This window comes from Streptomyces fructofermentans (assembly GCF_014651055.1).
Lineage (GTDB): Bacteria > Actinomycetota > Actinomycetes > Streptomycetales > Streptomycetaceae > Streptomyces > Streptomyces fructofermentans.
Genome location: NZ_BMWD01000004.1, coordinates 66,845 through 91,993, shown reverse-complemented (window position 1 = coordinate 91,993; position 25,149 = coordinate 66,845). Strand labels below are relative to the sequence as shown.

Below are 25,149 nucleotides of genomic sequence, written 5' to 3'. Positions count from 1 at the left end.
GGGGGGGGGGCCCCACGGTCGGGTCTGCCGGCGGAGCGCCGGGCCAAGGAGCGGAGGGCCGGAGCACCCCGCGCCGAACGCCCCTACGCGGCCTTCGCCTTGGTGGCGTACATGTCCACGTACTCCTGGCCCGACAGCCGCATGACCTCGGTCATCACGGAGTCCGTCACGGCCCTCAGCACATAGCGGTCGCGGTCCATGCCCTCGTACCGCGAGAACTCCATCGGCTCGCCGAAGCGGACCGTGACCCGGCCCGGGCGCGGGATGCCCGCGCCGCCCGGCTGGAGCTTGTCGGTGCCGATCATCGCGAACGGCACGACCGGGGCGCCGGTCATCAGCGTGAGCCGGGCGATGCCGGTGCGGCCCCGGTACAGGCGGCCGTCGGGGGAGCGGGTGCCCTCGGGGTAGATCCCGAAGACCTTGCCCTCCTCCAGGATGCGACGGCCGGTCATCAGGGCCGCGACACCGCCGTTGGCACCGTCCCGGTCGACCGGGATCATGCCGACGCCGGTGAAGAACCAGGCCATCAGGCGGCCCTTGAAGCCCTCGCCGGTGACGTACTCGTCCTTGCCGATGAAGCAGACCTGCCGGTCGCAGACCAGCGGAAGGATCATCGAGTCGATGAACGTGAGGTGATTGCCGGCCAGGATGACGGGGCCGTCGCCCGGAATCCTCTCCACGCCCTCCACCTGTGGGCGGAACATCAGGCGCATGATCGGTCCGAGCACTGCCTTGATGAGCGCGAAGCGGGACAACGGGCCCTCCGGTGTCAAGGGATTCGGTATAAGTCTGTGCAGGTGAGGACGATACTCGCGGCGCCCGGGGTCTTGCACATCGGGTTCACCGAGTGGATACGCGGTGTCGACCACTGTTTACCTGCGGTGGCGTCCCGTCGCACGCCTGTCATCCGGCCGGGACGATGTGACCGATGTCGCGCCGGGCGGGGCCGGAACCGGGGTCCTGCCTCGTTCCCCGCCGGGCCCGCGGCCGCGAGAGCCGGTGTGCGCGGTGCGGTGCGCCGCAGGGACGGGTACCCGCCCCGCACGGGACCAACCCGCCGAACGGCGGAAGTGCGTCCCGCCGTTCGCGTCCGCGTGTCGGCCGCGCCGCCACCCGCCCCCGCGGCACCGGAGGCCGACCCTCCGTCACCACGCGTGTCCCATCCGACATCCAGCGTCACCCGCGTGTTCCGTCCCAGGTCTCCCCTTCGTCACCCGGGCGCACCTACCATCGTCCCGCTTTGACAGGTGCAGGGCACTATGCGGAGGAGCGCTCATGGCGACGCAGGGGTCGGACGAGGAACGCGACGGGATCGGGCCGGGGCGGCGCGCGCTGCTGGGGGCGGCGGTGCTGGGCGGAGCCGTCCTCGGGCTGCCGGGGACGGCGGCGGCCGACGCGCGGCACGGCGGCGGGGGATACCGGAGCCTGCCGAAGCCGACGATCATCGGCCACCGGGGGGCCAGCGGCTACCGCCCGGAACACACGCTCGGCTCCTACCAGCTGGCACTCGACCTGGGGGCGGACGTCGTCGAGGCGGGCGACCTGGTGCCGACCAAGGACGGCCACCTCGTGTGCCGCCACGAGCCGGAGATCGGCGGCACGACGGACGTCTCGGCGCACCCCGGGTTCGCGGACCGCAGGACCACCAAGCTGCTGGACGGCGTCTCCACCACCGGCTGGTTCACCGAGGACTTCACGCTCGCCGAGCTGAAGACGCTGCGGGCCAAGGAGCGCATCCCGGCCAACCGCCCGCACAACACCCTCTACGACGGCCGCTGGGAGATCCCCACCTTCGAGGAGGTGCTGCGCTGGCAGGACGAGCAGACCAGGAAGCGCGGCAGGCAGGTCTGGATCTACCCCGAGCTCAAGCACCCCACGTACTTCCGCGAACTGGGCCTCGGCCTGGAGGAGCGGGTCGCCAAGGTGCTGCGCAGGCACGGCAAGGACCGCAAGAACTCGCCCGTCATCCTCCAGTCCTTCGAGCCCACCAGCGTGCGGCGTCTGGACGGGCTGGTCGGCAACCCCCTCGTGGTGCTCCTCTCCGGGGCGAGCACGCGGCCGTGGGACTTCGTGAAGAGCGGGGACCCGCGTACGGTCGCCGACCTCGTCAAGCCCGAGGGGCTGAAGTGGATCGCCTCGTACGCGCAGGGCATCGGCCCGACCCTGGACCTGGTCATCCCGAGGGACGCGGGAGGCAACCTCACGACGCCGACCACGCTGGTCCGTGACGCGCACGCCGAGGGCCTCGTCCTGCACCCGTACACGATGCGCAACGAGAACCCCTTCCTGCCCGCGAACTTCCGCAGGGGCACCGACCCGGACGGCTACGGGGACGCCTTCGGCGCCTTCCGGACGTACTTCGCGACCGGCATCGACGGAGTGTTCACCGACAACCCCGACACCGGCGTCCTCGCCCGCGAGGAGTTCCTCGACGACTGAGCCGATCGGGCCGGCCGGCCCGCGGGCCGGCCCGGCCGTCAACGGCTGCGCCCCGGGCCCCGGTTGGAGTGACAGCGGGCCGCCCCGGCAACCTCGCGCCGGGGCGGCCGCGTCGTGCCGCACATGACCCACGACATGGTTGCCGCCCTGCGTCCGCTGCTCGTCGCCGAGGCCTCCGCGGAGGCCCACGCGTCCGGGACCGAGGCGGGCGACCTGGAACAGGCGGTCTGGGTACGCCTCCTGGAACGCCTCGGCACGGAGGGTCCGCCCGCCGACCCGGCCGCCTGGCTGCGCGGCGCCGTCCGCTCCGAGGCGCGCCGCACCCGGCACACCGCGCACATCGAGCAGCCGTACGGATCCGATCCGGCCGACGACAGCGGGCGGGGTCCCGAGCAGCTCGCGCTGGCCGCCGCCCGCCGCCGCGCACTGCACTCCGCCGTGCGCCGGCTGCCCGGGCGCTGCCCCGGACTGCTGGCGGCGCTGCTCTCCCCGCAGGACCTCACGTACCGGGAGATCGCAGGCGAGTTGGGTATCTCACAGGGCAGTCTTGGTCCGGAACGTTCCAGATGCCTGGGATGTCTGCGCCGAATGCTGACCTCGGAGGTTGCGGCCCGCGAACCACGGGGATAGGAGTGAGGGACAACCGGCCAACAGGTGAGCGGGAGGCATGCACACATGGGCATGAGCGTGACCATCTCGGCGGCGACCGTGCAGGACGCCGAACAGATCCTCAAACTGCAGTTCCTCTGCTACCAGTCCGAGGCCGAGCTGTACGGCGACTACAGCATCGAGCCGCTCACCCAGTCCCTGGACTCCCTCAAGGAGGAACTCGCGGGCGGCACCGTACTGGTGGCCCGCCTCCGCGAGGAGGTGGTGGCCTCGGTGCGGGCGACGGTGGACGCCGACGGGACCGCCCGCATCGGCAAGCTGATCGTGCACCCGCGGATGCAGCGCCACGGTCTGGGCGGACGCCTGCTGGACGCCATCGAGGCACGGCTCACCGAGGGCGGCGCGGCCAAGTCCTTCCAACTCTTCTCCGGCCACCGCAGCGAGCACAACCTGCGGCTGTACAGGAAGCACGGCTACGAGCGGGTGTCCACGGAGCGCGTGGACGAGCGGCTGAGCCTGGTGACCCTCGTGAAGGACGCCCGCGCGGGCGCCTTCGCGGCCAGCGCCTGACCCTGCTTGTCCGAGGCCTGTCGGATGCTTCGCCGAGCGCGGCGGACGGGGCCCGCGCGGAGCCGGACGCGCCCTAGGCGTCCGGCTCGGCCGCCGGGTCGCGCCGACCGGGAGCGGTGCCGCGCTCCGCGCCGGCGGTCCGGGCCCGCGCCCCGCGCAGCCAGAACATCGCCGTCACCGGCAGCAGCACCGGAATGAACAGGTAGCCCATGCCGTAGTCCGACCAGACCGTGGCGTCGGGGAAGGCCGAGGGCTCCACCAGCGTCCAGGTGCCCACGATCAGCACGCCCGCCAGCTCGGCGGCGCAGCACACCAGCGCCGCCCTGCGGGCCCGTTCGCCGCCCCGCACGAGCGAGTACGTGATGAAGCCGTAGACGAGTCCGGCCACCGCGGACAGCGAGTAGGCGAGCGGCGCCTTGTCGAACTCCGTTGCGATCTGCACCGCCGAGCGGGAGACCGCGCCGACGACCATCACGCCGTACAGCCAGACCAGCAGGATCCCCGGACCGCCGATGAGCCGGGTCCGCCGGGACTTCCCGTCGACCGCCATGTCAGCCTCCCCAGATGTCGTAGAGCCGCACCTGGAGCACGGCGAGCACCACACCGCCGGCCGCGACGGTGGCGGAGCCCCAGCGGGTGCGCTCGGCCAGCGACATGAAGGCCACGGCGGGAACGCAGGCGAAGGCGCCGATCAGATACGCCACGAAGATCGTCGTGCCCTGCTCCGGGTCCTCCCCGCGCGCCAGTTGCACGATCCCCACCACGAGCTGGACCAGCGCGAGCAGCGACACCACGGCCATGCCGATGAAGTGCCAGTCCTTCGTCGGCTCGTCGCGGTAGGCGGCCCAGCCGCACCAGGCGGCGAGCACGAGCGCGGCGACGGCGGTCGCGACCGTCAGGGCTACAAGCATGCGGCGACCCTATTACGGGCCAAATGGCCCGGTGAGGTCGCCCCCGGGGTGCCCCGTAGGGTCGGTGACATGAAGATCCGAGCCGAAGCCCTGCTGTTCGACAACGACGGAACCCTCGTCTCGTCCCTGGAGTCGGTGTACCGCTGCTGGACCCGCTGGGCGCAGGAGTACGGGATCACGGCCGAGGACTTCGCCCGCGTCGAGCTGCACGGCCGCACGGCCGCCGAGATAGCCGCCGACCTGCTGCCCGCCGACCGCGTCGCCGAAGCGGTCGCGCGCATCGAGCGGCTGGAGGTCGAGGACGTCGCGGGCGGCGTCCACCTGCTGCCCGGCACGAGGGCGCTCCTCGACTCCGTGCCCGCCGACCGCTGGGCCGTCGTGACCTCCGCCACCCGCCGGCTCGCCGAGGCGCGCCTCGGCGAGGTGGGCATCCACCCCAAGACGCTGATCGCCGCGGACGACATCACGCGCGGCAAGCCCGACCCCGAGCCCTTCCTGCTCGCCGCCCGCATGCTGGGCGTGGACCCGTCCCGCTGCGTCGTCTTCGAGGACGCGCCCGCCGGGCTCCGGGCCGGCCGGGCCGCGGGCATGACCACCGTGGCGTTGGCCACAACCCACCGTGCCGACGAGCTGCGCGCGGACGTCGTCGTCGGGGACCTGTCGGCCGTGTCGGCACTGGCCACCGACGGGGGAGTGGAACTCACCGTCGGGGACTGAGCCGCGTCCACCGCTGTCCGCCATGCGGACAGCGGTTCCTGTTCAGGTGTGAACGTCTGCTTTACTTTTCCCATGACCACGACGAGCAGCCGCATCCTTGCGACCGAGGCGACCATGACGCCCGGTGCTCGCTGTATGTGTCGAATGTGCGCCTGCTAGAGGGCCCCCGCACCACTCACGGCCTCGCGCCCCGAAGCGAGAGCGCTCACGTCCGCCCGTACGCCGTTTGCGTACGCGACTGAGCCCGCCCCGCGCACACGTTCTCCCCCGGTTCCATCGCCACAGCGAGAACCGTGCCGCGTTCCGACCGAATGCACCCGTGCCCGGGCACATCCACGCCCTGCACTCGACAGTGACGGAATCCCCAGTGATCACGACATCGGGCCTGACGAAGGTCTACCGTTCGCGCGGCCGTGAGGTCACCGCCCTAGACGGCGTCGACCTGCATGTCCGCGAAGGCGAGGTGTACGGCGTCATCGGCCAGTCCGGCGCCGGCAAGTCCTCCCTCATCCGCTGCGTCAACCTCCTCGAGCGCCCCACGGCAGGCACCGTGACGGTCGCGGGACAGGACCTGACGGCGCTGGCCGGACGAGGCCCGCGGGCCGGCCGGGACCTGCGGGCGGCGCGCAGCCGCATCGGGATGGTCTTCCAGCACTTCAACCTGGTGTCCTCGCGCACGGTCCAGGACAACGTCGAGCTGCCGCTGGAAATCCTCGGCACATCAGGGAAGGAACGTTCCCGCAAGGCGTTGGCGCTGCTCGACCTGGTCGGTCTCGCCGACAAGGCGAAGTCCTACCCCGCCCAGCTCTCCGGCGGCCAGAAGCAGCGCGTCGGCATCGCCCGCGCCCTGGCCGGGGACCCGAAGGTGCTCCTCTCGGACGAGGCGACCAGCGCGCTCGACCCGGAGACCACCCGCTCCATCCTCCAGCTGCTGCGCGACCTGAACCGGCAGCTCGGCCTGACGGTGCTGCTCATCACGCACGAGATGGACGTGGTGAAGAGCGTGTGCGACTCGGCCGCTCTCATGGAGAACGGCCGCATCGTCGAGTCGGGCACGGTCAGCGACCTGCTGGCCACCCCGGGCTCGGAGTTGGCCGCCGCGCTGTTCCCGGTGGGCGGCGACGCCTCGGCCGAGGACCGCACGGTCATCGACGTCACCTTCCACGGCGACGCGGCGACCCGGCCGGTGATCTCGCAGCTGTCCCGGACGTACAACATCGACATCTCGATCCTGGGCGCCGCGATGGACACCGTCGCGGGCAGGCAGGTCGGCCGGATGCGGATCGAACTGCCCGGACGCTACGAGGACAACGTCGTGCCGATCGGCTTCCTGCGCGAGCAGGGCCTGCAGATCGAGCTCGTGGGAGCCGCGGCCGAGGCGCGCGTGCTGGTGAAGGACGGTGCCAAGTGACCTGGTCCGAGATGCAGCCCCTGCTGTCCGAGGAGTGTTGGAACACGCTCTACATGGTCGGCTGGTCCACCCTCATCGCGATCGTCGGCGGCCTTCCGCTCGGTGTCCTGCTGGTCCTCACGGACCGCGGCGGCCTGCTGCAGAACGTCCTCGCCAACCGTGTCATCGGGCAGATCGTGAACGTGGCGCGCTCGATGCCGTTCATCATCCTGATGGTCGCGCTGATGGGCTTCACCCGTTGGATCACCGGCACCACCATCGGGCGTGAGGCGGCCATCGTGCCGCTCGCGATCGGCGCGATCCCCTTCTTCGCGCGGCTGGTCGAGACGGCCGTCCGCGAAGTGGACGGCGGGCTCGTGGAGGCCGTGCAGTCGATGGGCGGCAACGTCTGGACCGTGGTCCGCAAGGTCCTCGTGCCCGAGTCGCTGCCGTCGCTGATCTCCAGCACCACGACCACGATCGTCGCGCTCATCGGCTACTCCGCGATGGCCGGCACCGTCGGCGCCGGAGGCCTCGGCGACCTGGCCATCCGCTACGGCTACCAGCGCTTCGAGACCGAGCTGATGTGGATCATCGTCGGCATCCTGGCCGTGGTCATCTCCGCGATCCAGTTCGCCGGCGACTACGCGGCCCGCAGCCTGGACCGCCGCGGTGGCCGCTCCGGTCCCGCGCCCCGGCTGCGGCTGCTCAAGGCGAAGAAGCCGCTCGCGGCGGACGTCGACACGGTCGCCTGACGCCCGCCCGCACACCCCGCGGTTCCCCCGTTCCGCGGTCCACCTGTTCTCCCCACCTTTCCCCCGCACACCCTTCGCGGGGGCGCTCCACCCTTAAGGAAAGGCACTTTTCGTGCGTAACACCGCCAAGATCACCACTGCCGTCCTCGCCGCCGGAGCCCTCACCCTGGGCCTCACCGCCTGCGGCGCGGAGGATGACAAGGGCTCGGACACCAGCGGCCCGCTGGTCGTCGCCGCCAGCCCGGTCCCGCACGCCGAGATCCTCGACTTCGTCAAGGACAACCTCGCGAAGGACGCCGGCCTCGACCTGGAGGTGAAGGAGTTCACCGACTACGTCACGCCGAACACGGCGACCGAGGACGGGTCCGTGGACGCCAACTACTTCCAGAACCAGCCGTACCTCGACGACTTCAACAAGAAGAAGGGCACCCACATCGTGCCCGTCGTCACGGTCCACCTGGAGCCGCTCGGCCTGTACTCGAACAAGGCCGAGAAGGTCGGTGACCTGAAGAGCGGTGCCACGATCGCCGTCCCGAACGACACGGTCAACGAGGCGCGGGCGCTCAAGCTGCTCGACGCCAACGGAATCATCACGCTGAAGGAGGGCGTGGGCAACGAGGCGACCCCCGCCGACATCGTCAAGAACCCGAAGAAGCTCGAGTTCAAGGAGCTGGAGGCGGCCCAGACGCCCCGCTCCCTCGACGACGTCGACGCCGCGGTGATCAACGGCAACTACGCGATCGAGTCCGACCTCAAGCCCGCCGAGGACGCCCTGGTCCTGGAGTCCGCGACGGACAACCCGTACGGCAACTTCCTGGCGGTCAAGGAGGGCAACGAGAACGACCCGCGCGTCAAGAAGCTGGCGAAGCTCCTCACCTCGGACGAGGTCAAGAAGTTCATCGAGGACACGTACGCCGGCTCCGTCGTCGCGTCGTTCTGACCCGCCCCTCCCACGGACAAGGACCGCCACCCGTGCGCAGGCCCGTACTCTCCGCCTCCGCGGCCGCCATCGCCCTGGGGCTCGGGCTCACCGCGTGCGGCTCCGGCTCCGCGACGGACGGCGGAGGTGACGGCGGTGGCGCCCTCGTCGTCGGCGCCACCGCCGTCCCGGCCGGCGAGGTCCTCTCCTTCATCGAGAAGGACCTCGCCGCCGAGCACGGACTGGACCTGGAGATCAAGGAGTTCACGGACTACGTCCTGCCGAACACCGCTCTCCAGGAGGGCTCGCTGGACGCGAACCTCTACCAGAACGAGCCGTTCCTCGACGACTTCAACCGGTCCACCGGCGGCAGCCTGGTCCCGGTGGTGAAGGCGTACCTGCCGCCCATGGGCGTGTACTCGAAGAAGGTCCAGGACGTCGCGGACCTCGTCGACGGAGCCACCGTCGCGGTGCCCGCCGACACCACCAACGAGGGCCGCGCCCTGCGACTCCTCGCCTCCGAGGGCGTCATCGCGCTCAGAAAGGGCGCGGGGACCACCGCCTCGCCCTCCGACATCACGGAGAACCCGAAGCACCTCAGGATCAAGGAGCTGGAACCGGCCCAGCTGCCGCGCTCCCTCGACGACGTGGCCGCCGCGGTCATCAACAACAACTACGCCCAGGACGCCGGGCTCAGCCCGGCCGACGACGCCGTCCTCCTGGAGTCCACGAAGGACAACCCGTACGCGAACCTCCTCGCCGTCAGGAAGGGCGACGAGGACGACCCGCGGGTCGAGAAGCTCGCCGAACTCCTGGTCTCGCCCGAGGTGAGGAAGTTCATCGAGGAGACGTACCAGGGCTCGGTGCTGCCCGTCGGGCGCGACTGACGGCGTCTCACCAGCGCTCACGTGGCCCCGGCCCTCCCAAGGCGGTTCCGCTCCCGCGCACTTGGGCCGGCGGGCGGGGGCCCCGTGGTGCGATTCGGTGGTTCCATGCTGCATGCTGGGCAGTTCAGCAGGCCCGACGGTTCCTGATGGTTACGGAGCGGCGCATGACGAACACCTTCCCCGACATCTCCCTGAGCACGGAGCGGTTGGTGCTGCGCCCTCTCGAGGACGACGACGTGCCCGCCTTCACGGAGATGATGAACGACGAACAGGTCGTCGCCTGGACGTCCGTGCCGCAGCCCTTCACCGAGGACTCCGCGCGGACCTGGATCAGCGAGTACGCGCCCACCGAGCGCACCGCCGGACGCGGACTCGACCTGGCCGTCACGGAGTTCCTCACCCAGCGCCTGGTCGGCGTGATCCAGCTCGGCAGGACGAACTGGCACGTCCGCTCCACCGAACTCTCGTACATCGTCGCCCCCTGGGCGCGCGGCGAGGGATACGCCTCCGAGGCGGCCCTCGCGACCGCCCAGTGGCTCTTCCGCGACCAGAAGCTGGAACGCCTCGAGCTGCGCACCGCGGCCGACAACACGGCCTCCCAGCAGGTCGCGCAGAAGATCGGCTGCATCAGCGAGGGCGTCCTGCGCGGTGCCTGCATAGCGCGCACCCGCACCGAGGACGGCGACTGGGCCGAGGCGCGGACCGACTTCATCGTGTGGAGCCTGCTCCCCGAGGACATCGAGGGCGTGGCCGAGCAGCTCGCCGACTCCGGCGGTTTCACGACGTACTCCGACTGGAACTGACCCGGGGCCCCACCGGCGGCCCGGCCCGGCAGCCGGGCCACGCGCGCCCCGACCCGGAGCGGCCCGACCCGACCAGGCGCGACCCGACGCGGGACACGGCCCGGCGCGGGACACGGCCCGACACCGACCGCCGGGGCACGAGCACGAGGAGCCGGGACGCCGCCGACCCGCACCCGCGCGACGGGACACGGCCGGGGTACGCTCACGGGGCTCCCTCCGCACGCCTGTCCGGCGGCCGCACGCCCACCCGACGACCTGCGACGACCCCAGGAGACTGACGACGATGGCCGACCGGGTCACGGTGATCGGCTGGGACGGTTCGCCGCTGACGGCCGCGGCACGTTCCGCCCTCGCCGCCGCCACGCTGGTGGCCGGCGCGGGGCACCATCTGAAGCTTCCGGAGGTGCCCGCCGGCGCCGAGCGCGTCCGGCTCGGCAGTGTGCCCCTCGCGGCACGCCGGATCGCCGCCCACCGCGGCACCGCGGTCGTCGTCGCCGACGGCGACCCGGGCTTCTTCGGAGTCGTACGCACCCTGCGCGCCCCCGAGTTCGGCCTGGAGGTCGAGGTCGTCCCCGCGGTCTCCGCCGTGGCCGCCGCCTTCGCCCGCGCCGGGATGCCCTGGGACGACGCACAGGTGGTCGTCGCCCACCCCCGTACGCTGCGCCGCGCGGTGAACGTGTGCCGCGCCCACACCAAGGTCGCCGTCCTCACCTCGCCCGGAGCGGGACCCGCCGAGCTGGGCCTGCTCCTCGACGGTGTCCACCGCACCTTCGTCATCTGCGAGGAACTCGGCACCGAGCGCGAACGGGTCACGGTCCTCACCTCGGACAAGGCCGCCGACCACACCTGGCGCGACCCGAACGTCGTCATCGTCATGGGCGGGCCCGTGGCGCCCTCCGAGGGCGGCGGCTGGATCGCGGGCCGCGACCCGGGCACGGGACCACGCGGCTGGGCCCTGCCGGACGGCGTCTACGGGGACCTGGGGGAGGGCGAGACCGAGCTGCTGCGCGCCGCCCAACTCGCCCGCCTGGGACCCCACGTGGGGGACCTCGTGTGGGACATCGGGTGCGGCGGCGGGGCCTTCGCCACCGAGGCGGCGCGCCTCGGCGCCGCCGTCATCGCCGTGGACCGCGACGCGGACGAGTGCGCCCGCACCATGGCCACCGCCCGCCGCTTCGGCGTCCAGCTCCAGATCACCCACGGCAACGCGCCGCACATCCTGGAGAACCTTCCCGAACCGGACGTCGTACGCGTCGGCGGCGGAGGCGCGGCGGTGGTCTCCGCCGTCGCGGACCGCAGGCCCCGGCGGATTGTGACGCACGCCGCGACACGCGATACCGCCGAACTCGTCGGCAGGGGGCTCGCGGAGCACGGATACCAGGTCGAATGCGCCCTGCTGCAGTCCGTTGAGCTGGACACCCGCGCCTGGACGGAGAAGGAGCGGAGCGTCGCGTTCCTGCTCACCGGGCTGCTGCCCGACCGCTCCCTGTGATCCTGTAGTCGTACCGCGCGCGGTAGGCTGGCCGATCGTTGCACCGCACTCGGGTTGTCCGGTATTCCGCCGGTCAATGTCCGGAAAACCCACCCGTTTTGGGGTGCGTGTGGTACGGCGGAAACCGGAGGCTGCGCAGAGTGGCGCAGTCCACAGCGGGCCGTGGCAAATGAACCTGTCGCGGTGGCGGACCGACCGGGACAATGCCTCTCAATGGCTTTGTCGACCGGTCGTTCGTGCCGCCCGGCAGGCGTGCTCGTTCTCATGGAGGGCGGTCGGTGCGCCGCTCCGGACGAGCAGGTCGTAGGAGCACTAACCGATGGGCGAGGGGTACGCATGACCGACACCGGCCAGGTCCCGGGCGAGGGACTGCCGGAGAACGCAGGCATGGTGGAGCAGCCGGGCGTCCCCGCCCCCGGCGCGTACACCTACCTCTCCGAGACCACCGCCGAGGACGACGACCTGCTGCTGCTCCCGGGTGCCCAGGGAGCGTGGGGCAACGAAGTCGCCCCGCCCGCCCCCGCCCCGGTCGTCGAGGCGGTCCACGAGCCCGGTCCGCACGAGACGGCCGGCCGCGACAGCGGCGCGGTCGACCTCAGTGCCGTCCGGATGTCCACGCCCGCCCCGCAGCCGCCCGTCGCCCGCCGCCCGCTGCACCTCGGCCCGCCGACCCCGGACGGCGCCGGCAGCCCGGTGCGCTCCCTCGCCGACCGCGGTCCCGCGGGCGCGCCGGTGCACCCCGGCTCCGTACGGCACACCGCTCCGCCCGTGGCAGGGCCCGAGTACCTCGACGTGCCCCAGGAGGTCGCGCCGCAGGGCGCGTCGCCGTGGGGGGCGCAGGCCCGGACGCAGGTCGCGCCGCCGGCCGTGGCCCAGGTGGCCATGGCGGGGGCGGCTGCAGAAACGGTCTTTCCGCAGGGCGCGGGAGCCCACGCCGGCGGCCCCGAGCAGTCCTTCGACACCGCCGACGCGCCCCTCACCGGCGAGAAGGACCCCGCCGCCCAGCAGGCTCCCGCCGAACCGGCGGTCCCGGCCCGGCAGGCCGCCGACCCCGCCGCCGAGGGCCCCGCCGCGTACGGGCAGGCCTCCCCGGAGGAGCCCGTGCGGGCCGCCGAACCCGTGTACGTCTCCCCGTACCCGGAGCAGGCCGGAACCCCGGAGCCCGCCGCGGCCCCCGAGCCGGTCCCGGTCCAGGACTACGCGCAGGCCCCGCTGCTCGCCGACGGCTCGCTCTTCCCCCAGGCCCCCGGGGAGTTCGGGACCCCCGAGGAGTTCGGGACTCCCGGGGAGTTCCGGGCACCGGAGGAGTTCCCGGCCCCCGACGGTCCCCGTGCCCCCGAGGCCCTCCCGGTTCCCGAGGGCGCCCAGGCGGTCCCGGAGTTCCCGCAGGGCCCGCACCCGGACGCCGTCCCGGTCGAGCCGTCCGCCGCGATGCCCGAGCACCCGTCGAACGGCGCCGGACTCCCGGCGCCCGAGCCCCCGCAGGCCGCCGACGAGGCCCACGCGGCGCACCCCGTCCACGCGGCGGGCGACGAGCAGCAGTTCCAGGACCCCTCTGCCCCGTTCACCGGGATCGCCGACGAGGCGCCCGCGGACGTCCCGCGGACCCCTGAGAACGCGGCCGGCGCCCTCGCCGCGCCCGCCGCCCCCGTCGTCGAGCAGGCCGTACCGGCCGAGGCTCCGGCAACCGCCGCCGGGCCCGCCGGGCCCGAGGCCCCCGGCATCCACGCCGAACCGGAACCGGACGTCACCGGTGCCCCGGCCGAGGAGCCCGCAGCCGTGGCCGCCGTACTCCACGGCGACGAGCCGCACACACCCGCCGACCTCCACGCCGCCGGTGCTCCCGGCGACCGGGCCGAGCAGCCCGTCGGGCAGTTCGTGGCCGTCGACGGCACGGTGCCGACCGGACCGCGTCTCGCGCCGACCCCGCCGCACGCGATGGCCCTGCCGCCGCTCCCGCGGACGCCCGCGGACGGCACGCCCGGCCAGGAGGCCGACCCCGTCGCGGTGGCCGCCGAGCCGTCCCCCGAGGAGGAACCGCTCCTCGTCCTGCCCGCGCCGAGGGAGCCCGAGCAGGCCCCCGGGGCCGAGGCGGTGCCCGTACCGGAGGCTCCCGCCGAGGAGCAGATCGACGCACAGCAGGCGGAGGACCTGGACACCCGGGCCGCCGAGCAGGAAGAGAGCACGGTCGCCGTGGCGGAGACACGAGAGTCCACCGGCCCCGCCGCACCCGGGTACGACGAGGCCGAACGTGCCGCCGTGCTGCGGGTGATGCGCGAGCGCCGTGACATCCGCAACGGCTTCCGCAGCGACCCCATCCCGCACGACGTGCTGCTGCGCGTCCTGGAGGCGGCCCACACGGCACCCTCCGTCGGACACTCCCAGCCCTGGGACTTCGTCGTGATCCGCTCGGCCGAGACGCGGCGCACGATGCACGAACTGGCCACGCGCCAGCGCGAGGCGTACGCCAAGTCGCTTCCCAAGGGCCGTGCGAAGCAGTTCAAGGAACTGAAGATCGAGGCCATCCTCGACACCCCGGTGAACATCGTCGTCACCGCCGACCCGACCCGGGGCGGCCGCCACACCCTCGGCCGCCACACGCAGCCGCAGATGGCCCCGTACTCCTCGGCCCTCGCCGTCGAGAACCTGTGGCTCGCGGCCCGCGCCGAGGGCCTGGGCGTCGGCTGGGTGAGCTTCTTCGACGAGCGGGAGATGGTCCGCGAGCTGGGCCTGCCCGACCACCTCGAAGTGGTCGCCTACCTCTGCGTCGGATACGTCGACGAGTTCCCGGAGGAGCCCGAACTGATGCAGGCGGGCTGGTCCAAGCGCCGCCCGCTGTCCTGGGTCGTCCACGAGGAGACGTACGGGCGCCGGGCCCTGCCCGGCGAGGAGCCGCACGACCTGCTCGCGGAGACCGTCGCGAACATCCGCCCGCTGGACGCCAAGGCGCTCGGCGAGGCCTGGGAGCGCCAGAAGCGCATGACCAAGCCGGCCGGGGCGCTCGGCATGCTGGAGATCATCTCCGCACAGCTGTCCGGGCTCTCCCGGATGTGCCCGCCGCCGATCCCGGAGCCCGCCGCGGTCGCGATCTTCGCGGGCGACCACGGTGTGCACGCCCAGGGCGTCACCCCGTGGCCGCAGGAGGTCACCGGCCAGATGGTGGCCAACATCCTCGGCGGGGGAGCGGTCTGCAACGCCTTCGCCGGCCAGGTGGGCGCCGAGGTCTGCGTCGTGGACGTGGGCGTCGCGTCGGACCTGCCGGCGACCCCCGGTCTGCTGCCGCGCAAGGTCCGCGCGGGCACGGCCGACATGACGACCGGCCCCGCGCTGACCCGCGAGGAGGTCAAGGCGGCCATCGAGGTGGGCGTCGAGACCGCCCGCGACCTGGTGGCGGCCGGCAACAAGGCCCTGATCACAGGTGAGATGGGCATCGCCAACACCACCGCGTCGGCCGCGCTGATCTCCGTCTACACGGACAGCGACCCGGCGGAGGTCACCGGCCGCGGCACCGGCATCAACGACGAGACCCTGGCCCGCAAGACCGAGGTCGTACGCCGCGCGCTGGAGCTGCACCGGCCCGACCCGGCCGACCCGATCGGGGTCCTCGCGGCCATCGGCGGCCTGGAGCACGCCGCGCTGGTGGGCCTCCTCCTGGGCGGGGCCTCCCTGCGCACGCCGGTGATCCTGGACGGGGTGAGCGCCGGCGCCGCCGCCCTGGTCGCCCGCGCCATCGCCCCCGAGGTCCTCGCGGCCTGCATCGCCGGGCACCGCAGCGCCGAACCCGGCCACGTTGCGGCCCTGAACAAGCTGGGCCTGCGCCCACTGGTCGACCTCGACCTCCGGCTGGGCGAGGGCACGGGCGCCCTGCTGGCCCTGCCGGTGGTCCAGAGCGCGGCGCGCGCCATGCACGAGGTCGCGACGTTCGACTCGGCCGGGGTGACCGAGAAGTAGCGGCGCCGGTCCGGGGCGCCCTCGCCGACGCCCGGCAAGGGCGTCCCGGACAGGTGTCCGACCCGCGGGCGCGGGCCCCGGGGGGCGTCGCCGTTTCGGCGAGGGACCGGGGCGGGGAGAGAAATCCCACCCACCCCGGGACCCGGGCCGCCCCGCACCATAAAATCCGCACGTCAGGGGCCACTCCGAAGGCGCAGGGCCCCGCCTCGCCACCGCCGCACGAGGAGTCGCACCTCCATGGCCGAAAACCCCGCCTATCCCGTAGGCCTCCGCCTGACCGGCCGCCGCGTCGTGGTCCTCGGCGGCGGGCAGGTCGCCCAGCGCCGGCTCCCGGCACTCATCGCCGCGGGCGCGGACATCCACCTCGTGTCCCCCGGGGCGACCCCGTCCGTCGAGGCGATGGCGGACGCCGGGGAGCTGACCTGGTCCAGGCGCCCCTACGAGCACGGCGACCTCGCGGACGCCTGGTACGCCCTGATCGCCACGAGCGACCACGCGGCCAACACCGGGGCGTCCGCGGAGGCGGAGGCCCACCGCGTCTGGTGCGTCCGCTCGGACGACGCGGACGCGGCCACCGCCTGGACCCCCGCCACGGGCCACAGCGAGGGCGTCACCGTGGCCGTCCTGACCACCAGGGCGAAGGGCCGCGACCCCCGGCACACGGCGGCCATCCGCGACGCGGTCGTCGAGGGACTGCGCGACGGCACCCTCGTCGCGCCCCACCACCGCACCCGCACGCCCGGTGTCGCCCTCGTCGGCGGCGGCCCCGGCGACCCGGACCTGATCACGGTCCGGGGCCGCAGGCTCCTCGCCGAGGCGGACGTCGTCATCGCCGACCGCCTCGGACCCCGCGACCTCCTCGCGGAACTGCCGCCGCACGTCGAGGTGATCGACGCGGCGAAGATCCCGTACGGCCGCTACATGGCCCAGGAGGCCATCAACAACGCGCTCGTCGAACACGCCAAGCAGGGCAAGTCCGTGGTCCGCCTGAAGGGCGGCGACCCGTTCGTGTTCGGCCGGGGCATGGAGGAGGCCCAGGCCCTCGCCGCGGAGGGCATCCCGTGCACGGTCGTCCCCGGCATCTCCAGCTCGATCTCCGTACCCGGCGCGGCGGGCATCCCCGTCACCCACCGCGGGGTGGCCCACGAGTTCACCGTCGTCAGCGGCCACGTCGCCCCGGGCGACCCGCGGTCCCTCGTCGACTGGGACGCCCTCGCCAAGCTGCGCGGCACCCTCGTCGTGCTCATGGGCGTCGACAAGATCGGCGCCATCGCCCGTACGCTCGTCGAGGGCGGCCGGGCGGCCGACACCCCCGTGGCCCTCGTGCAGGAGGGCACGACCGCCGCCCAGCGCAGGGTCGACGCGACGCTCGCCACGGTCGCCGAGACCGTGCGCGCCGAGGACGTGCGGCCCCCGGCCGTCATCGTCATCGGAGAGGTGGTCGGCGTGAACGGCCCGAACCCGGACCGCACCGGCCCCGCCCGCCCCGAGTAACCCCCGGTAACCCGAACCTGTTCCCAGCCGTTGGCACCACACCCAGGACAAGGCAGTATCACCCTGTGGCCGATCTCATCACCGTCGAGGACCCAGCCGACCCCCGCCTGCGCGACTACACGGGCCTGACCGACGTGGAACTGCGCCGCAAGCGCGAACCCGCGGAGGGCCTGTTCATCGCCGAGGGCGAGAAGGTCATCAGACGGGCCAAGGACGCCGGTTACGAGATGCGCTCCATGCTGCTCTCGGCGAAGTGGGTCGACGTCATGCGCGACGTCATCGACGAACTCCCGGCCCCGGTGTACGCGGTCAGCCCCGAGCTCGCCGAACAGGTCACCGGCTACCACGTGCACCGCGGGGCGCTCGCCTCCATGCAGCGCAAGCCGCTGCCGACCCCGGACGACCTGCTCCAGACGGCCCGCCGGGTCGTGGTCATGGAGTCGGTCAACGACCACACCAACATCGGCGCGATCTTCCGCAGCGCCGCGGCCCTAGGCATGGACGCGGTCCTGCTCTCCCCCGACTGCGCGGACCCGCTCTACCGCCGCTCGGTGAAGGTCTCCATGGGCGCGGTCTTCTCGGTCCCGTACGCGCGCCTCGAGTCCTGGCCGCGGAGCCTGGAGTCGGTCCGGGAGGCGGGCTTCGGCCTGCTCGCGCTCACGCCGGACGAGAAGGCCAAGACCCTGGACGAGGTCGCCCCGCACCGCATGGAGCGTGTCGCCCTGATGCTCGGCGCGGAGGGCGACGGCCTCTCCACCCGGGCGCTGGTGGCCGCCGACGAATGGGTGCGCATCCCGATGGCCCACGGCGTCGACTCGCTCAACGTGGGCGCGGCCGCCGCCGTCGCCTTCTACGCCGTGGCGACGGGCCGCCCCCGGCTCTGAGGCCCGCCGGGCGTCGCGGCGAACACGGTGCCCATGCCGTCAGTCCGTCACACCGGCGTCCCCGCCGGACTACGGACCGCCCGGTGGCGCCCCGGCGGGTGGCCGCGCGTGCGCCTGATGCTGCCCTGAGCGGCCGTCGTCGAGCCCGCGCGACGGCCCCTGGCAGCCCTGGGCCGCCGCGATGCCCAGCGCCACGAGCAGCGTCACGACGACGAACACGAAGAGCCGCTGCCGCAGCAGCCGGGGATTGGCGGGCCGCCGCCCGGTGCCAGTGGTCCGCGGTCCGGGCCGGCCGGCCCCGCTGCGGGGCGTGGGCCTGTTGCCCGACCGGGTGGAGTCGCCCCGCGCGGAACCGCCCCGCGCGGAACCGCCCCGCGAGGGCGCCGGACGCGATCCGGACCGCGAGGGGGCGCCGTCGCGCGGCGGGGGAGTGCCCTGCGTGCGGCGCTGGGTGCGCTGGTCCGGGTGGCTCCCGGCGAGCCGCCCGGTCGGCCGGTCGGTGTCGCCGCGCGGCGCGGGCGGCCGGGCGTCGCCCATGCCGTGCGCCTCCCGGGCCGCGATCTCCTTGAGCCGAAGCGACAGCTGGAGCGTGCTCGGCCGCTCCTCGGGGTCCTTCGCCAGGCAGGCCCGTACGAGCGGGGCCAGCGCGTCCGGCACCCCGTGGAGCTGCGGCTCCTCGTGCACCACCCGGTAGAGCATGACCTCGGAACTGCCGTGCCCGAACGGGGAGTCCTGGGTCGCCGCGTACGCCAGGGTGGCGCCGAGCGCGAACACGTCGGTGGCCGGGGTGACGGCCGCGCCGCGCACCTGCTCGGGCGCCAGGAAGCCGGGCGAGCCGACCGCCGTGCCGACGTGCGTGAGCGTGCTCGCGCCGGTCGCCCAGGCGATGCCGAAGTCGATGATCCGCGGCCCCTTCGGGGACAGCAGGATGTTCGACGGCTTCAGGTCCCGGTGGACGACCCCGGCCTCGTGCACGGCGACCAGCCCCTCGGAGAGGGCGGCGCCCACGGCCGCGACCTCGGCCGCGCGCAGCGGCCCCTCCTCGGTGACCTTGTCGTGCAGCGACGGCCCCGGCACGTACTGCGTCGCGAACCACGGGCGGTCCGCCTCCAGGTCCGCGGCGACGAGCCGCGCGGTGCAGCCGCCGCGGATCCGCCGTGCGGCCGACACCTCGCGCGCGAACCGCGACCGGAACTCCTGATCCTCCGCCAGATCCGGGCGGATCACCTTCAGCGCGACGCGCTGCCCGCGCCGGTCGGAGCCCAGGTAGACGACGCCCATCCCGCCCGCGCCGAGCCGTCGGTGAAGCCTGAACGAGCCGACGACACGCGGGTCCTCGCGCCTCAGGCGCATCATCGCCATGTCCATCCCCGCTGCCCGGTCCGTTTGACGAGCCCAGCTTACGTTTCCCCGGCCGGGCGCGCGCAGAGGCCGCGCCCTCGCGGACCGATCGATTGTCAGTGCCGGATGGGAAACTTGAAAGGTGGTCAGGGGGCGAGGAAGCCGCGCCGTGTTGAGCGGCGCGCATCCCCAACCATCCGTCCAAGAAGGGGGATTGGGCCCGTGAAGGGTGATCGCGTGGAGATAGTCGTCGATGCCGGAGATACGACGCGCACATACGAGGTGGTGGCCAGTCGCGCGGGCCGCAGGGTGGAGACGGCGGTCCGCAGGGGTGTGGTGGAAGTGAGCGAAGTCACCCGCAGCGGATCCGTCGTGCGCACCGCCCGGTTCATGGCCACCAGGGTGCTCGCGCTCGTGGAGCAGCCCGTCCCGAGGGAGGACAGCTCGGAACAGACCGGGCGCCCCCTCCGGGAAACCCCCGAGACCTAGGCCGCCTTCTCCACCCAGGGGAGTAGGCCGCAGGTCACCGCTCATCCTCCGGGAGGCCCGGTAATAGGTACGAGGGCATGACGACCCGCACCGGGCCCCCGCATAGATTTGTGCTCAAGCGGCGGGTGCAGCACTCGTCCCCCGAGGTCAGACACCCGCCGCTGCCCGATACACACGACACACAGGCTCATCCACAGAACGGTCAGGAGAGGGACCATGGCGGACACGGCACCGCGGACCATGATCCGCGCGCAGGGACGCAGGCTGTACGGCTCGGCGTCCGGTTCGAGCCGGTCCGGCCGGCGTCACCCGCTGGTGGCCACGGCCATGGTCCTCCCCCTGGCGACCCTGCTCGTAGTCGTCTTCGGCGGCTGGGAGGCAGTGGTCACACAGGCGTCGTCCGTGGGCGTGATGCTGGGACGCTGAGCGGCGTCCCAGGCCCGGAAGAGCGGTCCGGGCGGGGACATCCGGCCATGAAACCCCGTGGGGACGGGGGTGCGGCGGACGGCAAGAATGCCCGCGCAGCTGGGGAGCTGCGCGGGCATTGCTCTGTCTGCGTACGCTCCAGGGGCATCAGGCGACGTACCACCGAGGGGGACCCGAGTTGACCGCAGACGTGCTGTCCGCGCTCACCGCGAGGGCGCGCGCCGCCGCCCATCCGGCGCGCGAGCCCTGCCACTGCGGAACGGGCGCGGCCGTGCTGGCCGACCGGCCCGACGGAGTCGTCGTACGGCACGCCGGCACCGTGGCGAAGGCGCACGCGGCGGACACGGACCGCGGCGACCTCGCGGCGAGGCTGGCGGTCGCCGCCCATCCCCGGCTCGGCGGCATCCTGCTGCCGCCGCTCGGCGAGCGGGCGGACGACCTGCAGGGCCGACCGGTCACCTGCTGGCCGTACGGCACCCCCGTGGACCGCGAGACGCCCGAGGCCGCGCCCTGGGAGGCGGTGGCCGTCCTGCTGGCGCGCCTGCACCGCACCCCCGGGTCGGTCCTGCCGGCCGGCCTGCCGGCGATGCGCGGCCCGGCGAAGGCGGCCCGCGCCGTCGCCCGGCTGCGGGCGGCGGGCCCCCGTCCCGAGGCGGCTCCCGTGCTGCGGGCCTGGGCGGCCCTGCCGGCCTGGGCACGGGACGAGGCCCCGATGCCGGACGCGCGCACGCTGTGCCACGGCGATCTCCACCTGGGCCAGCTCGTACGGACCCGGCACGGGGCGTGGCTGCTCATCGACATCGACGACCTCGGAACGGGCGACCCCGCCTGGGACCTGGCCCGCCCGGCCGCGTGGTTCGCCTGCGGCCTGCTGCCGCCCGACGAGTGGACCCGCTTCCTCACCGCGTACCGGCGGGCCGGCGGCCCGGCCGTCCCCGCGGACGCCGACCCCTGGCCCGCCCTGGACGTTCCGGCCCGCGCGCTCACCGTGCAGACCGCGGCCCTGGCCGTGGCCAAGTCGGCCGCCGCGCGGCGGCCGTTGGACGAGGTCGAGACGTCCGTGATCGACGCATGTGCCCGAATGGCCGCCCGACCGCCCGAGTTGGCGGAAGAATGCGCGACGTAAGGTGCAACCGACCGAAGCCGGGCCGTGTCTGTCCTGGCGAAACACGAAGCAGTACCGACCGGCGAGGAGTTGAGCCGAGCATGCAGTGTCCGAAGTGCCATGCGCCGATGCACACGTACAACCGCAATGGTGTCCAGATCGAGCAGTGCAGTGGCTGCCGGGGGATATTCCTCGACTACGGCGAGCTGGAGTCGCTGACCCGCCTGGAGGGCCAGTGGTCGCAGCCCGCGCCGCCGCCCCCGGCCGGTCCGCAGGCGTACCCGTCGGCCCCCGCGCCGGCCTGGGGCGCCCCGCACGGCGGCCACGGCGGCCACTACGGCCACAAGCGCCAGAAGAGCTTCGGCCACATGCTCTTCTCCTCCTGACCGGCCGCCCGCCGAGGCGGGCCGGGCGGAAGCCGACGACGAAGCCCCCGACCGTACGAGACGGCCGGGGGCTTCGGCTGGTGCGCGATACTGGGATTGAACCAGTGACCTCTTCCGTGTCAGGGAAGCGCTCTCCCGCTGAGCTAATCGCGCGGGTGGGACGTGCTGGTGGTGCCTGATGCGTGCGCGATACTGGGATTGAACCAGTGACCTCTTCCGTGTCAGGGAAGCGCTCTCCCGCTGAGCTAATCGCGCGGGTCCGGATCCTCGAAGGATCCAGTGGACGATACTGGGATTGAACCAGTGACCTCTTCCGTGTCAGGGAAGCGCTCTCCCGCTGAGCTAATCGTCCTTGGAGGTGGAGACGGGATTTGAACCCGTGTAGACGGCTTTGCAGGCCGTTGCCTCGCCTCTCGGCCACTCCACCAGGAGTGCGGGGTTCGGGAAGATCCCCACGTTCCTGCGAGCGGACGACCAGGTTCGAACTGGCGACCTCAACCTTGGCAAGGTTGCGCTCTACCAACTGAGCTACGTCCGCTTGTCGGTGCCGGTGCGCTTGCACGTCCCGGCGACGTGTTGAACTCTAGCGGATTCCGGTGCCAGCACAAAAACGCGTTTGTGCAGCGTGCTGCCCCGCGTCCGCCGCGGGACACGGCCCGGGCGTCCGCGAGTCGCCCGTCCTAGACTCGACCCCGTGCACGACCTCCCAGCTCTCGCCCGTTTCGGCGGCCTCGTCGCCACCGGCCTGCTCGACGTCACCAGTGATCCGGCGGCACTGGACTCCCGGGGTTTCTGGGCCGTCAGCGCCGACTTCGAGGGGCGCCTGGTCTGCGCCCGATTCGCCGACGTGCGCCGCGAGGACGTACCCGCCCCGGTCCCGGGACGGTGGCGGGGCCCCGCGGCCGGTGACTGGACGTCGTCGCTCGACCGCGCCGCGTACACGGCGGGCGTGCGCCGCATCCGCCGGCACATAGCCGCCGGCGAGGTCTACCAGGCGAACCTCTGCCGCGTCCTGTCCGCGCCCGTCGCCCCCGACGCCGACGTGGACGAGCTGACCGCGCTGCTCGCCCGGGGCAACCCGGCCCCCTACGCCGGGACGATGCGGCTCCCCGGACACGGCGTCGAGATCGCCACTGCGTCCCCCGAACTCTTCCTGCGCCGCACCGGCCGCGCCGTGGAGTCGGGCCCCATCAAGGGCACCGGCCGCACCGAGGCGGACCTGCTCGACAAGGACCACGCCGAGAACGTGATGATCGTGGACCTGGTCCGCAACGACCTCGGCAGGGTGTGCGCCACGGGCACGGTGACCGTGCCCGACCTGTGCGTCGTCGAGAAGCACCCCGGGCTCGTCCACCTCGTCTCCACCGTCCGCGGCGAACTGCGCGAGGACGCGGGCTGGCCCGAACTCCTCGCGGCCGCCTTCCCTCCCGGCTCCGTCACCGGTGCCCCCAAGTCGAGTGCCCTGGGGATCATCGAGGCGCTGGAGACCGCGCCCCGCGGTCCGTACTGCGGCGGCATCGGCTGGGTCGACGCCGACCGGGGGACCGGTGAGCTGGCCGTCGGCATCCGCACCTTCTGGATCGACCGGGGCGAGGGGGTGCTGCGCTTCGGCACAGGGGCCGGCATCACCTGGGGCTCGGACCCCGACCGCGAGTGGGAGGAGACCGAGCTGAAGGCGGCCAGGCTCCTCGCTGTCGCGTCGGGCCGCCACCAGGAGGCGTACGACGCCCGGGAGGAGAGCCCCGTACGCGGTCTCCCGGCGGGGGAGGGCCCCGACGGCGCTCCCGGTCCGATCGGCATGCCGGGCAACGGGCCCGGCGGGTACACACGAGGTGATCTCCAGTGAAGCTCTGGCTCGACGGCGGGCTCCAGGACATCGAGTCCGCCCGCGTCTCCGTCTTCGACCACGGTCTGACCGTGGGCGACGGCGTCTTCGAGACCGTGAAGGCGGTCGACGGCCGTCCGTTCGCACTCACCCGCCACCTCGACCGGCTGGCCCGCTCGGCGAGCGGGCTGGGGCTGCCCGAACCCGACCGCGACGAGGTCCGCCGGGCCTGCGCGGCCGTGCTCGAAGCCGTTCCCGTACCGCTCGGCCGGCTGCGGATCACCTACACCGGAGGCCACGGACCGCTCGGGTCCGACCGAGGGGACCAGGGGCCGACCCTGGTCGTCGCGCTCGGCGAGTCGGCCCGCCGCCCCGACTCCACCGCCGTGATCACCGTGCCCTGGACCCGCAACGAGCGCGGCGCGGTCACCGGCCTCAAGACGACCTCGTACGCGGAGAACGTCGTGGCCCTCGCCCGCGCCCGCGAACACGGCGCGTCCGAGGCGCTGTTCGCCAACACGGTCGGCCGGCTCTGCGAGGGCACGGGCTCCAACGTCTTCGTCGTCCTCGACGGCGAGATCCACACCCCGCCCGTCGCCTCCGGCTGCCTCGCGGGCATCACGCGGGCCCTCACCGTCGAATGGACGGGCGCCCGCGAGACCGACCTCCCGCTGGACGTCCTGGAGCGGGCCGACGAGGTGTTCCTCACCTCCACCCTGCGCGACGTGCAGGCCGTGCACCTCGTCGACCGCCGCGAACTGCCGGGCGCGCCCGGTCCCGTGACCGCCAAGGCCATGCGGGTCTTCGAGGAGCGGGCGGGCGACGACCTCGACCCGTGACCGGGCCGCGGGTGGATGACGAGGGCCCCGCCGGACGGGTACAACTCCACTGATGACCACGACCCTGCGGCCGACCGAGCCGCTTCAGCACGGCGCCGACGGCTCGCTGTCGCGCCGCTACAACGTGTGCGTGAACAGCCGTCCGGTGGGAGCCGTCCACCTCGCCACGGGTTCGGGGGAGGGCCGGAAGGCCGCCCGCATCGGCGAGTTGGGGATCGACCCGGCGGACCGCGGACGCGGCCGGGGCGCGGTGGCCGCCCTGGCCGCCGAGGAGGTGGCGCGGGGCTGGGGCTGCACACGGATCGAGGTGTCCGTCGCGGCTGACGCGCAGGCCGGTCTCCGGCTGGCATCGGCGCTCGGCTACGTGCGGCGCAACCGCCTCATGCAGAAGGAACTCGACGGGAATCCGCCCGAGTTGCCCGAGGGCAGTCGCGGGCGCCCCATGACCGGGGCCGAGTTCACGCTGTGGGCGGAGCGCGCGAGGATCGAGTACGCGCGGGACTGGATCTCGCGGGGAGTTCCGGAGGCCGAGGCCCTCGCCGAGTCCGCGCGGGACCACGCCACTTCACTGCCGGACGGACTCGCGAGCGAGGGCGCCGAGTTCACCGTGCTGGAGCACGGAGGAACGCCGGTCGGCATGCTGTGGCTCGGGGCCCGGGACGGCTGGGCGTTCGTCCACGACGTGGAGGCCGACGAACGGCACAGGGGGAGGGGGCACGGCCGCTCACTGATGAGGCTGGCCGAGGCGAGGGCCCTCGCCTCCGGGCACAGCGGCATCCGCCTGAACGTGTTCGCGGGCAACACCCCGGCCGAGCGCCTCTACGAGTCGCTCGGCTACCGGACGGTCACCCACCACCTCTACAAGGGCCTGCTGTAGCGCAGGCGGGGCGCATCGTGAGGGAGGCATCCGGGGCCCC

At 73.3% G+C, this 25,149-nt stretch carries 24 protein-coding genes and 5 tRNA genes; 20 read left to right on the top strand and 9 right to left on the bottom strand.

The window, feature by feature from the left end; all coding sequences use genetic code 11:
- Positions 1 to 83: 83 nt before the first annotated feature.
- The gene (locus tag IE265_RS07280; protein ID WP_190034550.1) at positions 84 to 773 is read right to left on the bottom strand and encodes a lysophospholipid acyltransferase family protein; all 690 of its coding nucleotides are present in this window, start codon (positions 771 to 773) and stop codon (positions 84 to 86) included.
- 502 nt (positions 774 to 1,275) lie between these two features.
- Between IE265_RS07280 and IE265_RS07275 the strand changes: the two genes are divergently transcribed.
- From IE265_RS07275 to IE265_RS07265, 3 genes are all read left to right on the top strand, one after another.
- Positions 1,276 to 2,439 (top strand): glycerophosphodiester phosphodiesterase, encoded by a 1,164-nt coding sequence (locus IE265_RS07275; protein ID WP_190034549.1) that lies wholly within the window; start codon positions 1,276 to 1,278, stop codon positions 2,437 to 2,439.
- A 123-nt stretch (positions 2,440 to 2,562) separates the two neighbouring features.
- Positions 2,563 to 3,069 carry an RNA polymerase sigma factor gene (locus IE265_RS07270; RefSeq protein WP_190034548.1) on the top strand — a complete coding sequence of 169 codons (507 nt, stop codon included), beginning with the start codon at positions 2,563 to 2,565 and terminating at the stop codon, positions 3,067 to 3,069.
- Positions 3,070 to 3,114: 45 nt separating this feature from the next.
- Complete coding sequence (locus IE265_RS07265) at positions 3,115 to 3,618, top strand: GNAT family N-acetyltransferase (protein WP_190034547.1); 504 nt, start codon at positions 3,115 to 3,117, stop codon at positions 3,616 to 3,618.
- A gap of 73 nt (positions 3,619 to 3,691) precedes the next feature.
- Here the strand turns inward: IE265_RS07265 and IE265_RS07260 are convergent, their stop codons facing one another.
- Together IE265_RS07260 and IE265_RS07255 are read right to left on the bottom strand one after the other, a co-directional pair.
- Entirely contained in the window at positions 3,692 to 4,168 is a 477-nt protein-coding gene (locus IE265_RS07260) for a hypothetical protein (protein WP_190034546.1), read from the bottom strand.
- A 1-nt stretch (position 4,169) separates the two neighbouring features.
- Positions 4,170 to 4,529 carry a hypothetical protein gene (locus tag IE265_RS07255; protein ID WP_190034545.1) on the bottom strand — a complete coding sequence of 120 codons (360 nt, stop codon included), beginning with the start codon at positions 4,527 to 4,529 and terminating at the stop codon, positions 4,170 to 4,172.
- 69 nt (positions 4,530 to 4,598) lie between these two features.
- On the opposite strand from IE265_RS07255, the gene IE265_RS07250 reads away from it, so the two are divergent.
- From IE265_RS07250 to IE265_RS07205, 10 genes are all read left to right on the top strand, one after another.
- A complete protein-coding gene (locus IE265_RS07250; RefSeq protein WP_190034544.1) occupies positions 4,599 to 5,246 on the top strand; it encodes an HAD family hydrolase in 648 nt (215 codons plus the stop codon).
- A 367-nt stretch (positions 5,247 to 5,613) separates the two neighbouring features.
- Positions 5,614 to 6,657, top strand: a complete 1,044-nt coding sequence (locus IE265_RS07245; RefSeq protein ID WP_190034543.1) for a methionine ABC transporter ATP-binding protein — start codon at positions 5,614 to 5,616, stop codon at positions 6,655 to 6,657.
- The gene (locus tag IE265_RS07240; RefSeq protein ID WP_190034542.1) at positions 6,654 to 7,391 is read left to right on the top strand and encodes a methionine ABC transporter permease; all 738 of its coding nucleotides are present in this window, start codon (positions 6,654 to 6,656) and stop codon (positions 7,389 to 7,391) included. Before IE265_RS07245 ends, IE265_RS07240 begins: the two co-directional genes overlap by 4 nt.
- A 112-nt stretch (positions 7,392 to 7,503) precedes the next feature.
- Positions 7,504 to 8,331, top strand: a complete 828-nt coding sequence (locus tag IE265_RS07235; protein ID WP_190034541.1) for a MetQ/NlpA family ABC transporter substrate-binding protein — start codon at positions 7,504 to 7,506, stop codon at positions 8,329 to 8,331.
- 32 nt (positions 8,332 to 8,363) lie between these two features.
- On the top strand, positions 8,364 to 9,197 hold the full coding sequence (locus IE265_RS07230; protein WP_190034540.1) for a MetQ/NlpA family ABC transporter substrate-binding protein: 834 nt from the start codon (positions 8,364 to 8,366) through the stop codon (positions 9,195 to 9,197).
- A 164-nt stretch (positions 9,198 to 9,361) separates the two neighbouring features.
- Positions 9,362 to 10,000 (top strand): GNAT family N-acetyltransferase, encoded by a 639-nt coding sequence (locus IE265_RS07225; RefSeq protein ID WP_190034539.1) that lies wholly within the window; start codon positions 9,362 to 9,364, stop codon positions 9,998 to 10,000.
- A 283-nt stretch (positions 10,001 to 10,283) separates the two neighbouring features.
- Positions 10,284 to 11,492, top strand: coding sequence for a precorrin-6y C5,15-methyltransferase (decarboxylating) subunit CbiE (gene cbiE / locus IE265_RS07220; protein ID WP_190034538.1), 1,209 nt, complete (start codon positions 10,284 to 10,286; stop codon positions 11,490 to 11,492).
- Between the two features lie 336 nt (positions 11,493 to 11,828).
- Entirely contained in the window at positions 11,829 to 15,443 is a 3,615-nt protein-coding gene (gene cobT, locus IE265_RS07215; RefSeq protein WP_190034537.1) for a nicotinate-nucleotide--dimethylbenzimidazole phosphoribosyltransferase, read from the top strand.
- Between the two features lie 237 nt (positions 15,444 to 15,680).
- Entirely contained in the window at positions 15,681 to 16,937 is a 1,257-nt protein-coding gene (cobA, locus tag IE265_RS07210) for a uroporphyrinogen-III C-methyltransferase (protein ID WP_190034536.1), read from the top strand.
- Positions 16,938 to 17,002: 65 nt separating this feature from the next.
- Positions 17,003 to 17,821: a TrmH family RNA methyltransferase gene (locus IE265_RS07205; RefSeq protein ID WP_190034535.1), complete on the top strand. Its 819-nt coding sequence runs from the start codon at positions 17,003 to 17,005 to the stop codon at positions 17,819 to 17,821.
- 69 nt (positions 17,822 to 17,890) lie between these two features.
- Here the strand turns inward: IE265_RS07205 and IE265_RS07200 are convergent, their stop codons facing one another.
- On the bottom strand, positions 17,891 to 19,189 hold the full coding sequence (locus tag IE265_RS07200; RefSeq protein ID WP_190034534.1) for a protein kinase domain-containing protein: 1,299 nt from the start codon (positions 19,187 to 19,189) through the stop codon (positions 17,891 to 17,893).
- Positions 19,190 to 19,384: 195 nt separating this feature from the next.
- Between IE265_RS07200 and IE265_RS07195 the strand changes: the two genes are divergently transcribed.
- The 4 genes from IE265_RS07195 (at position 19,385) to IE265_RS07180 (ending at position 21,568) form a co-directional block, all read left to right on the top strand.
- Positions 19,385 to 19,651: a DUF8836 family protein gene (locus IE265_RS07195; protein WP_055511046.1), complete on the top strand. Its 267-nt coding sequence runs from the start codon at positions 19,385 to 19,387 to the stop codon at positions 19,649 to 19,651.
- 216 nt (positions 19,652 to 19,867) lie between these two features.
- Positions 19,868 to 20,077 (top strand): hypothetical protein, encoded by a 210-nt coding sequence (locus IE265_RS07190; RefSeq protein WP_190034533.1) that lies wholly within the window; start codon positions 19,868 to 19,870, stop codon positions 20,075 to 20,077.
- A gap of 178 nt (positions 20,078 to 20,255) precedes the next feature.
- Positions 20,256 to 21,203, top strand: a complete 948-nt coding sequence (locus IE265_RS07185) for an aminoglycoside phosphotransferase family protein (protein WP_190034532.1) — start codon at positions 20,256 to 20,258, stop codon at positions 21,201 to 21,203.
- 80 nt (positions 21,204 to 21,283) lie between these two features.
- The gene (locus tag IE265_RS07180; RefSeq protein ID WP_190034531.1) at positions 21,284 to 21,568 is read left to right on the top strand and encodes a TFIIB-type zinc ribbon-containing protein; all 285 of its coding nucleotides are present in this window, start codon (positions 21,284 to 21,286) and stop codon (positions 21,566 to 21,568) included.
- A 78-nt stretch (positions 21,569 to 21,646) separates the two neighbouring features.
- On the opposite strand, the gene IE265_RS07175 is transcribed toward IE265_RS07180, so the two are convergent.
- The 5 genes from IE265_RS07175 to IE265_RS07155 form a co-directional block, all read right to left on the bottom strand.
- Positions 21,647 to 21,721, bottom strand: a tRNA-Val gene (locus IE265_RS07175).
- A 30-nt stretch (positions 21,722 to 21,751) separates the two neighbouring features.
- A tRNA-Val gene (locus tag IE265_RS07170) sits at positions 21,752 to 21,823 on the bottom strand.
- Between the two features lie 25 nt (positions 21,824 to 21,848).
- Positions 21,849 to 21,920: transfer RNA gene (locus IE265_RS07165), tRNA-Val, on the bottom strand.
- Position 21,921: 1 nt separating this feature from the next.
- Positions 21,922 to 21,995 (bottom strand) — tRNA-Cys (locus tag IE265_RS07160).
- Positions 21,996 to 22,033: 38 nt separating this feature from the next.
- Positions 22,034 to 22,106, bottom strand: a tRNA-Gly gene (locus tag IE265_RS07155).
- 156 nt (positions 22,107 to 22,262) lie between these two features.
- On the opposite strand from IE265_RS07155, the gene IE265_RS07150 reads away from it, so the two are divergent.
- Genes IE265_RS07150 through IE265_RS07140 form a run of 3 tightly spaced genes read left to right on the top strand, consistent with a single transcriptional unit; the run spans position 22,263 to position 25,109 of the window.
- Entirely contained in the window at positions 22,263 to 23,414 is a 1,152-nt protein-coding gene (locus IE265_RS07150) for a chorismate-binding protein (protein WP_229916077.1), read from the top strand.
- A complete protein-coding gene (locus IE265_RS07145; RefSeq protein ID WP_190034530.1) occupies positions 23,411 to 24,232 on the top strand; it encodes an aminotransferase class IV in 822 nt (273 codons plus the stop codon). The genes IE265_RS07150 and IE265_RS07145 overlap by 4 nt, the downstream gene beginning before the upstream one ends.
- Positions 24,233 to 24,284: 52 nt before the next feature.
- Positions 24,285 to 25,109 (top strand): GNAT family N-acetyltransferase, encoded by an 825-nt coding sequence (locus IE265_RS07140; protein WP_190034529.1) that lies wholly within the window; start codon positions 24,285 to 24,287, stop codon positions 25,107 to 25,109.
- Positions 25,110 to 25,149 lie beyond the last annotated feature (40 nt).

Bases quoted from the DNA above. Each gene is read 5' to 3' on its own strand.
- IE265_RS07265 (WP_190034547.1), top strand. From the start codon at position 3,115: ATGGGCATGAGCGTGACCATCTCGGCGGCGACCGTGCAGGACGCCGAA.
- cobT (WP_190034537.1), top strand. From the start codon at position 11,829: ATGACCGACACCGGCCAGGTCCCGGGCGAGGGACTGCCGGAGAACGCA.
- IE265_RS07140 (WP_190034529.1), top strand. From the start codon at position 24,285: ATGACCACGACCCTGCGGCCGACCGAGCCGCTTCAGCACGGCGCCGAC.
- IE265_RS07225 (WP_190034539.1), top strand. From the start codon at position 9,362: ATGACGAACACCTTCCCCGACATCTCCCTGAGCACGGAGCGGTTGGTG.
- IE265_RS07250 (WP_190034544.1), top strand. From the start codon at position 4,599: ATGAAGATCCGAGCCGAAGCCCTGCTGTTCGACAACGACGGAACCCTC.
- IE265_RS07260 (WP_190034546.1), bottom strand. From the start codon at position 4,168: ATGGCGGTCGACGGGAAGTCCCGGCGGACCCGGCTCATCGGCGGTCCG.
- IE265_RS07270 (WP_190034548.1), top strand. From the start codon at position 2,563: ATGACCCACGACATGGTTGCCGCCCTGCGTCCGCTGCTCGTCGCCGAG.
- IE265_RS07190 (WP_190034533.1), top strand. From the start codon at position 19,868: ATGGCGGACACGGCACCGCGGACCATGATCCGCGCGCAGGGACGCAGG.
- IE265_RS07200 (WP_190034534.1), bottom strand. From the start codon at position 19,189: ATGGACATGGCGATGATGCGCCTGAGGCGCGAGGACCCGCGTGTCGTC.
- IE265_RS07255 (WP_190034545.1), bottom strand. From the start codon at position 4,529: ATGCTTGTAGCCCTGACGGTCGCGACCGCCGTCGCCGCGCTCGTGCTC.
- IE265_RS07275 (WP_190034549.1), top strand. From the start codon at position 1,276: ATGGCGACGCAGGGGTCGGACGAGGAACGCGACGGGATCGGGCCGGGG.
- cbiE (WP_190034538.1), top strand. From the start codon at position 10,284: ATGGCCGACCGGGTCACGGTGATCGGCTGGGACGGTTCGCCGCTGACG.
- IE265_RS07180 (WP_190034531.1), top strand. From the start codon at position 21,284: ATGCAGTGTCCGAAGTGCCATGCGCCGATGCACACGTACAACCGCAAT.
- cobA (WP_190034536.1), top strand. From the start codon at position 15,681: ATGGCCGAAAACCCCGCCTATCCCGTAGGCCTCCGCCTGACCGGCCGC.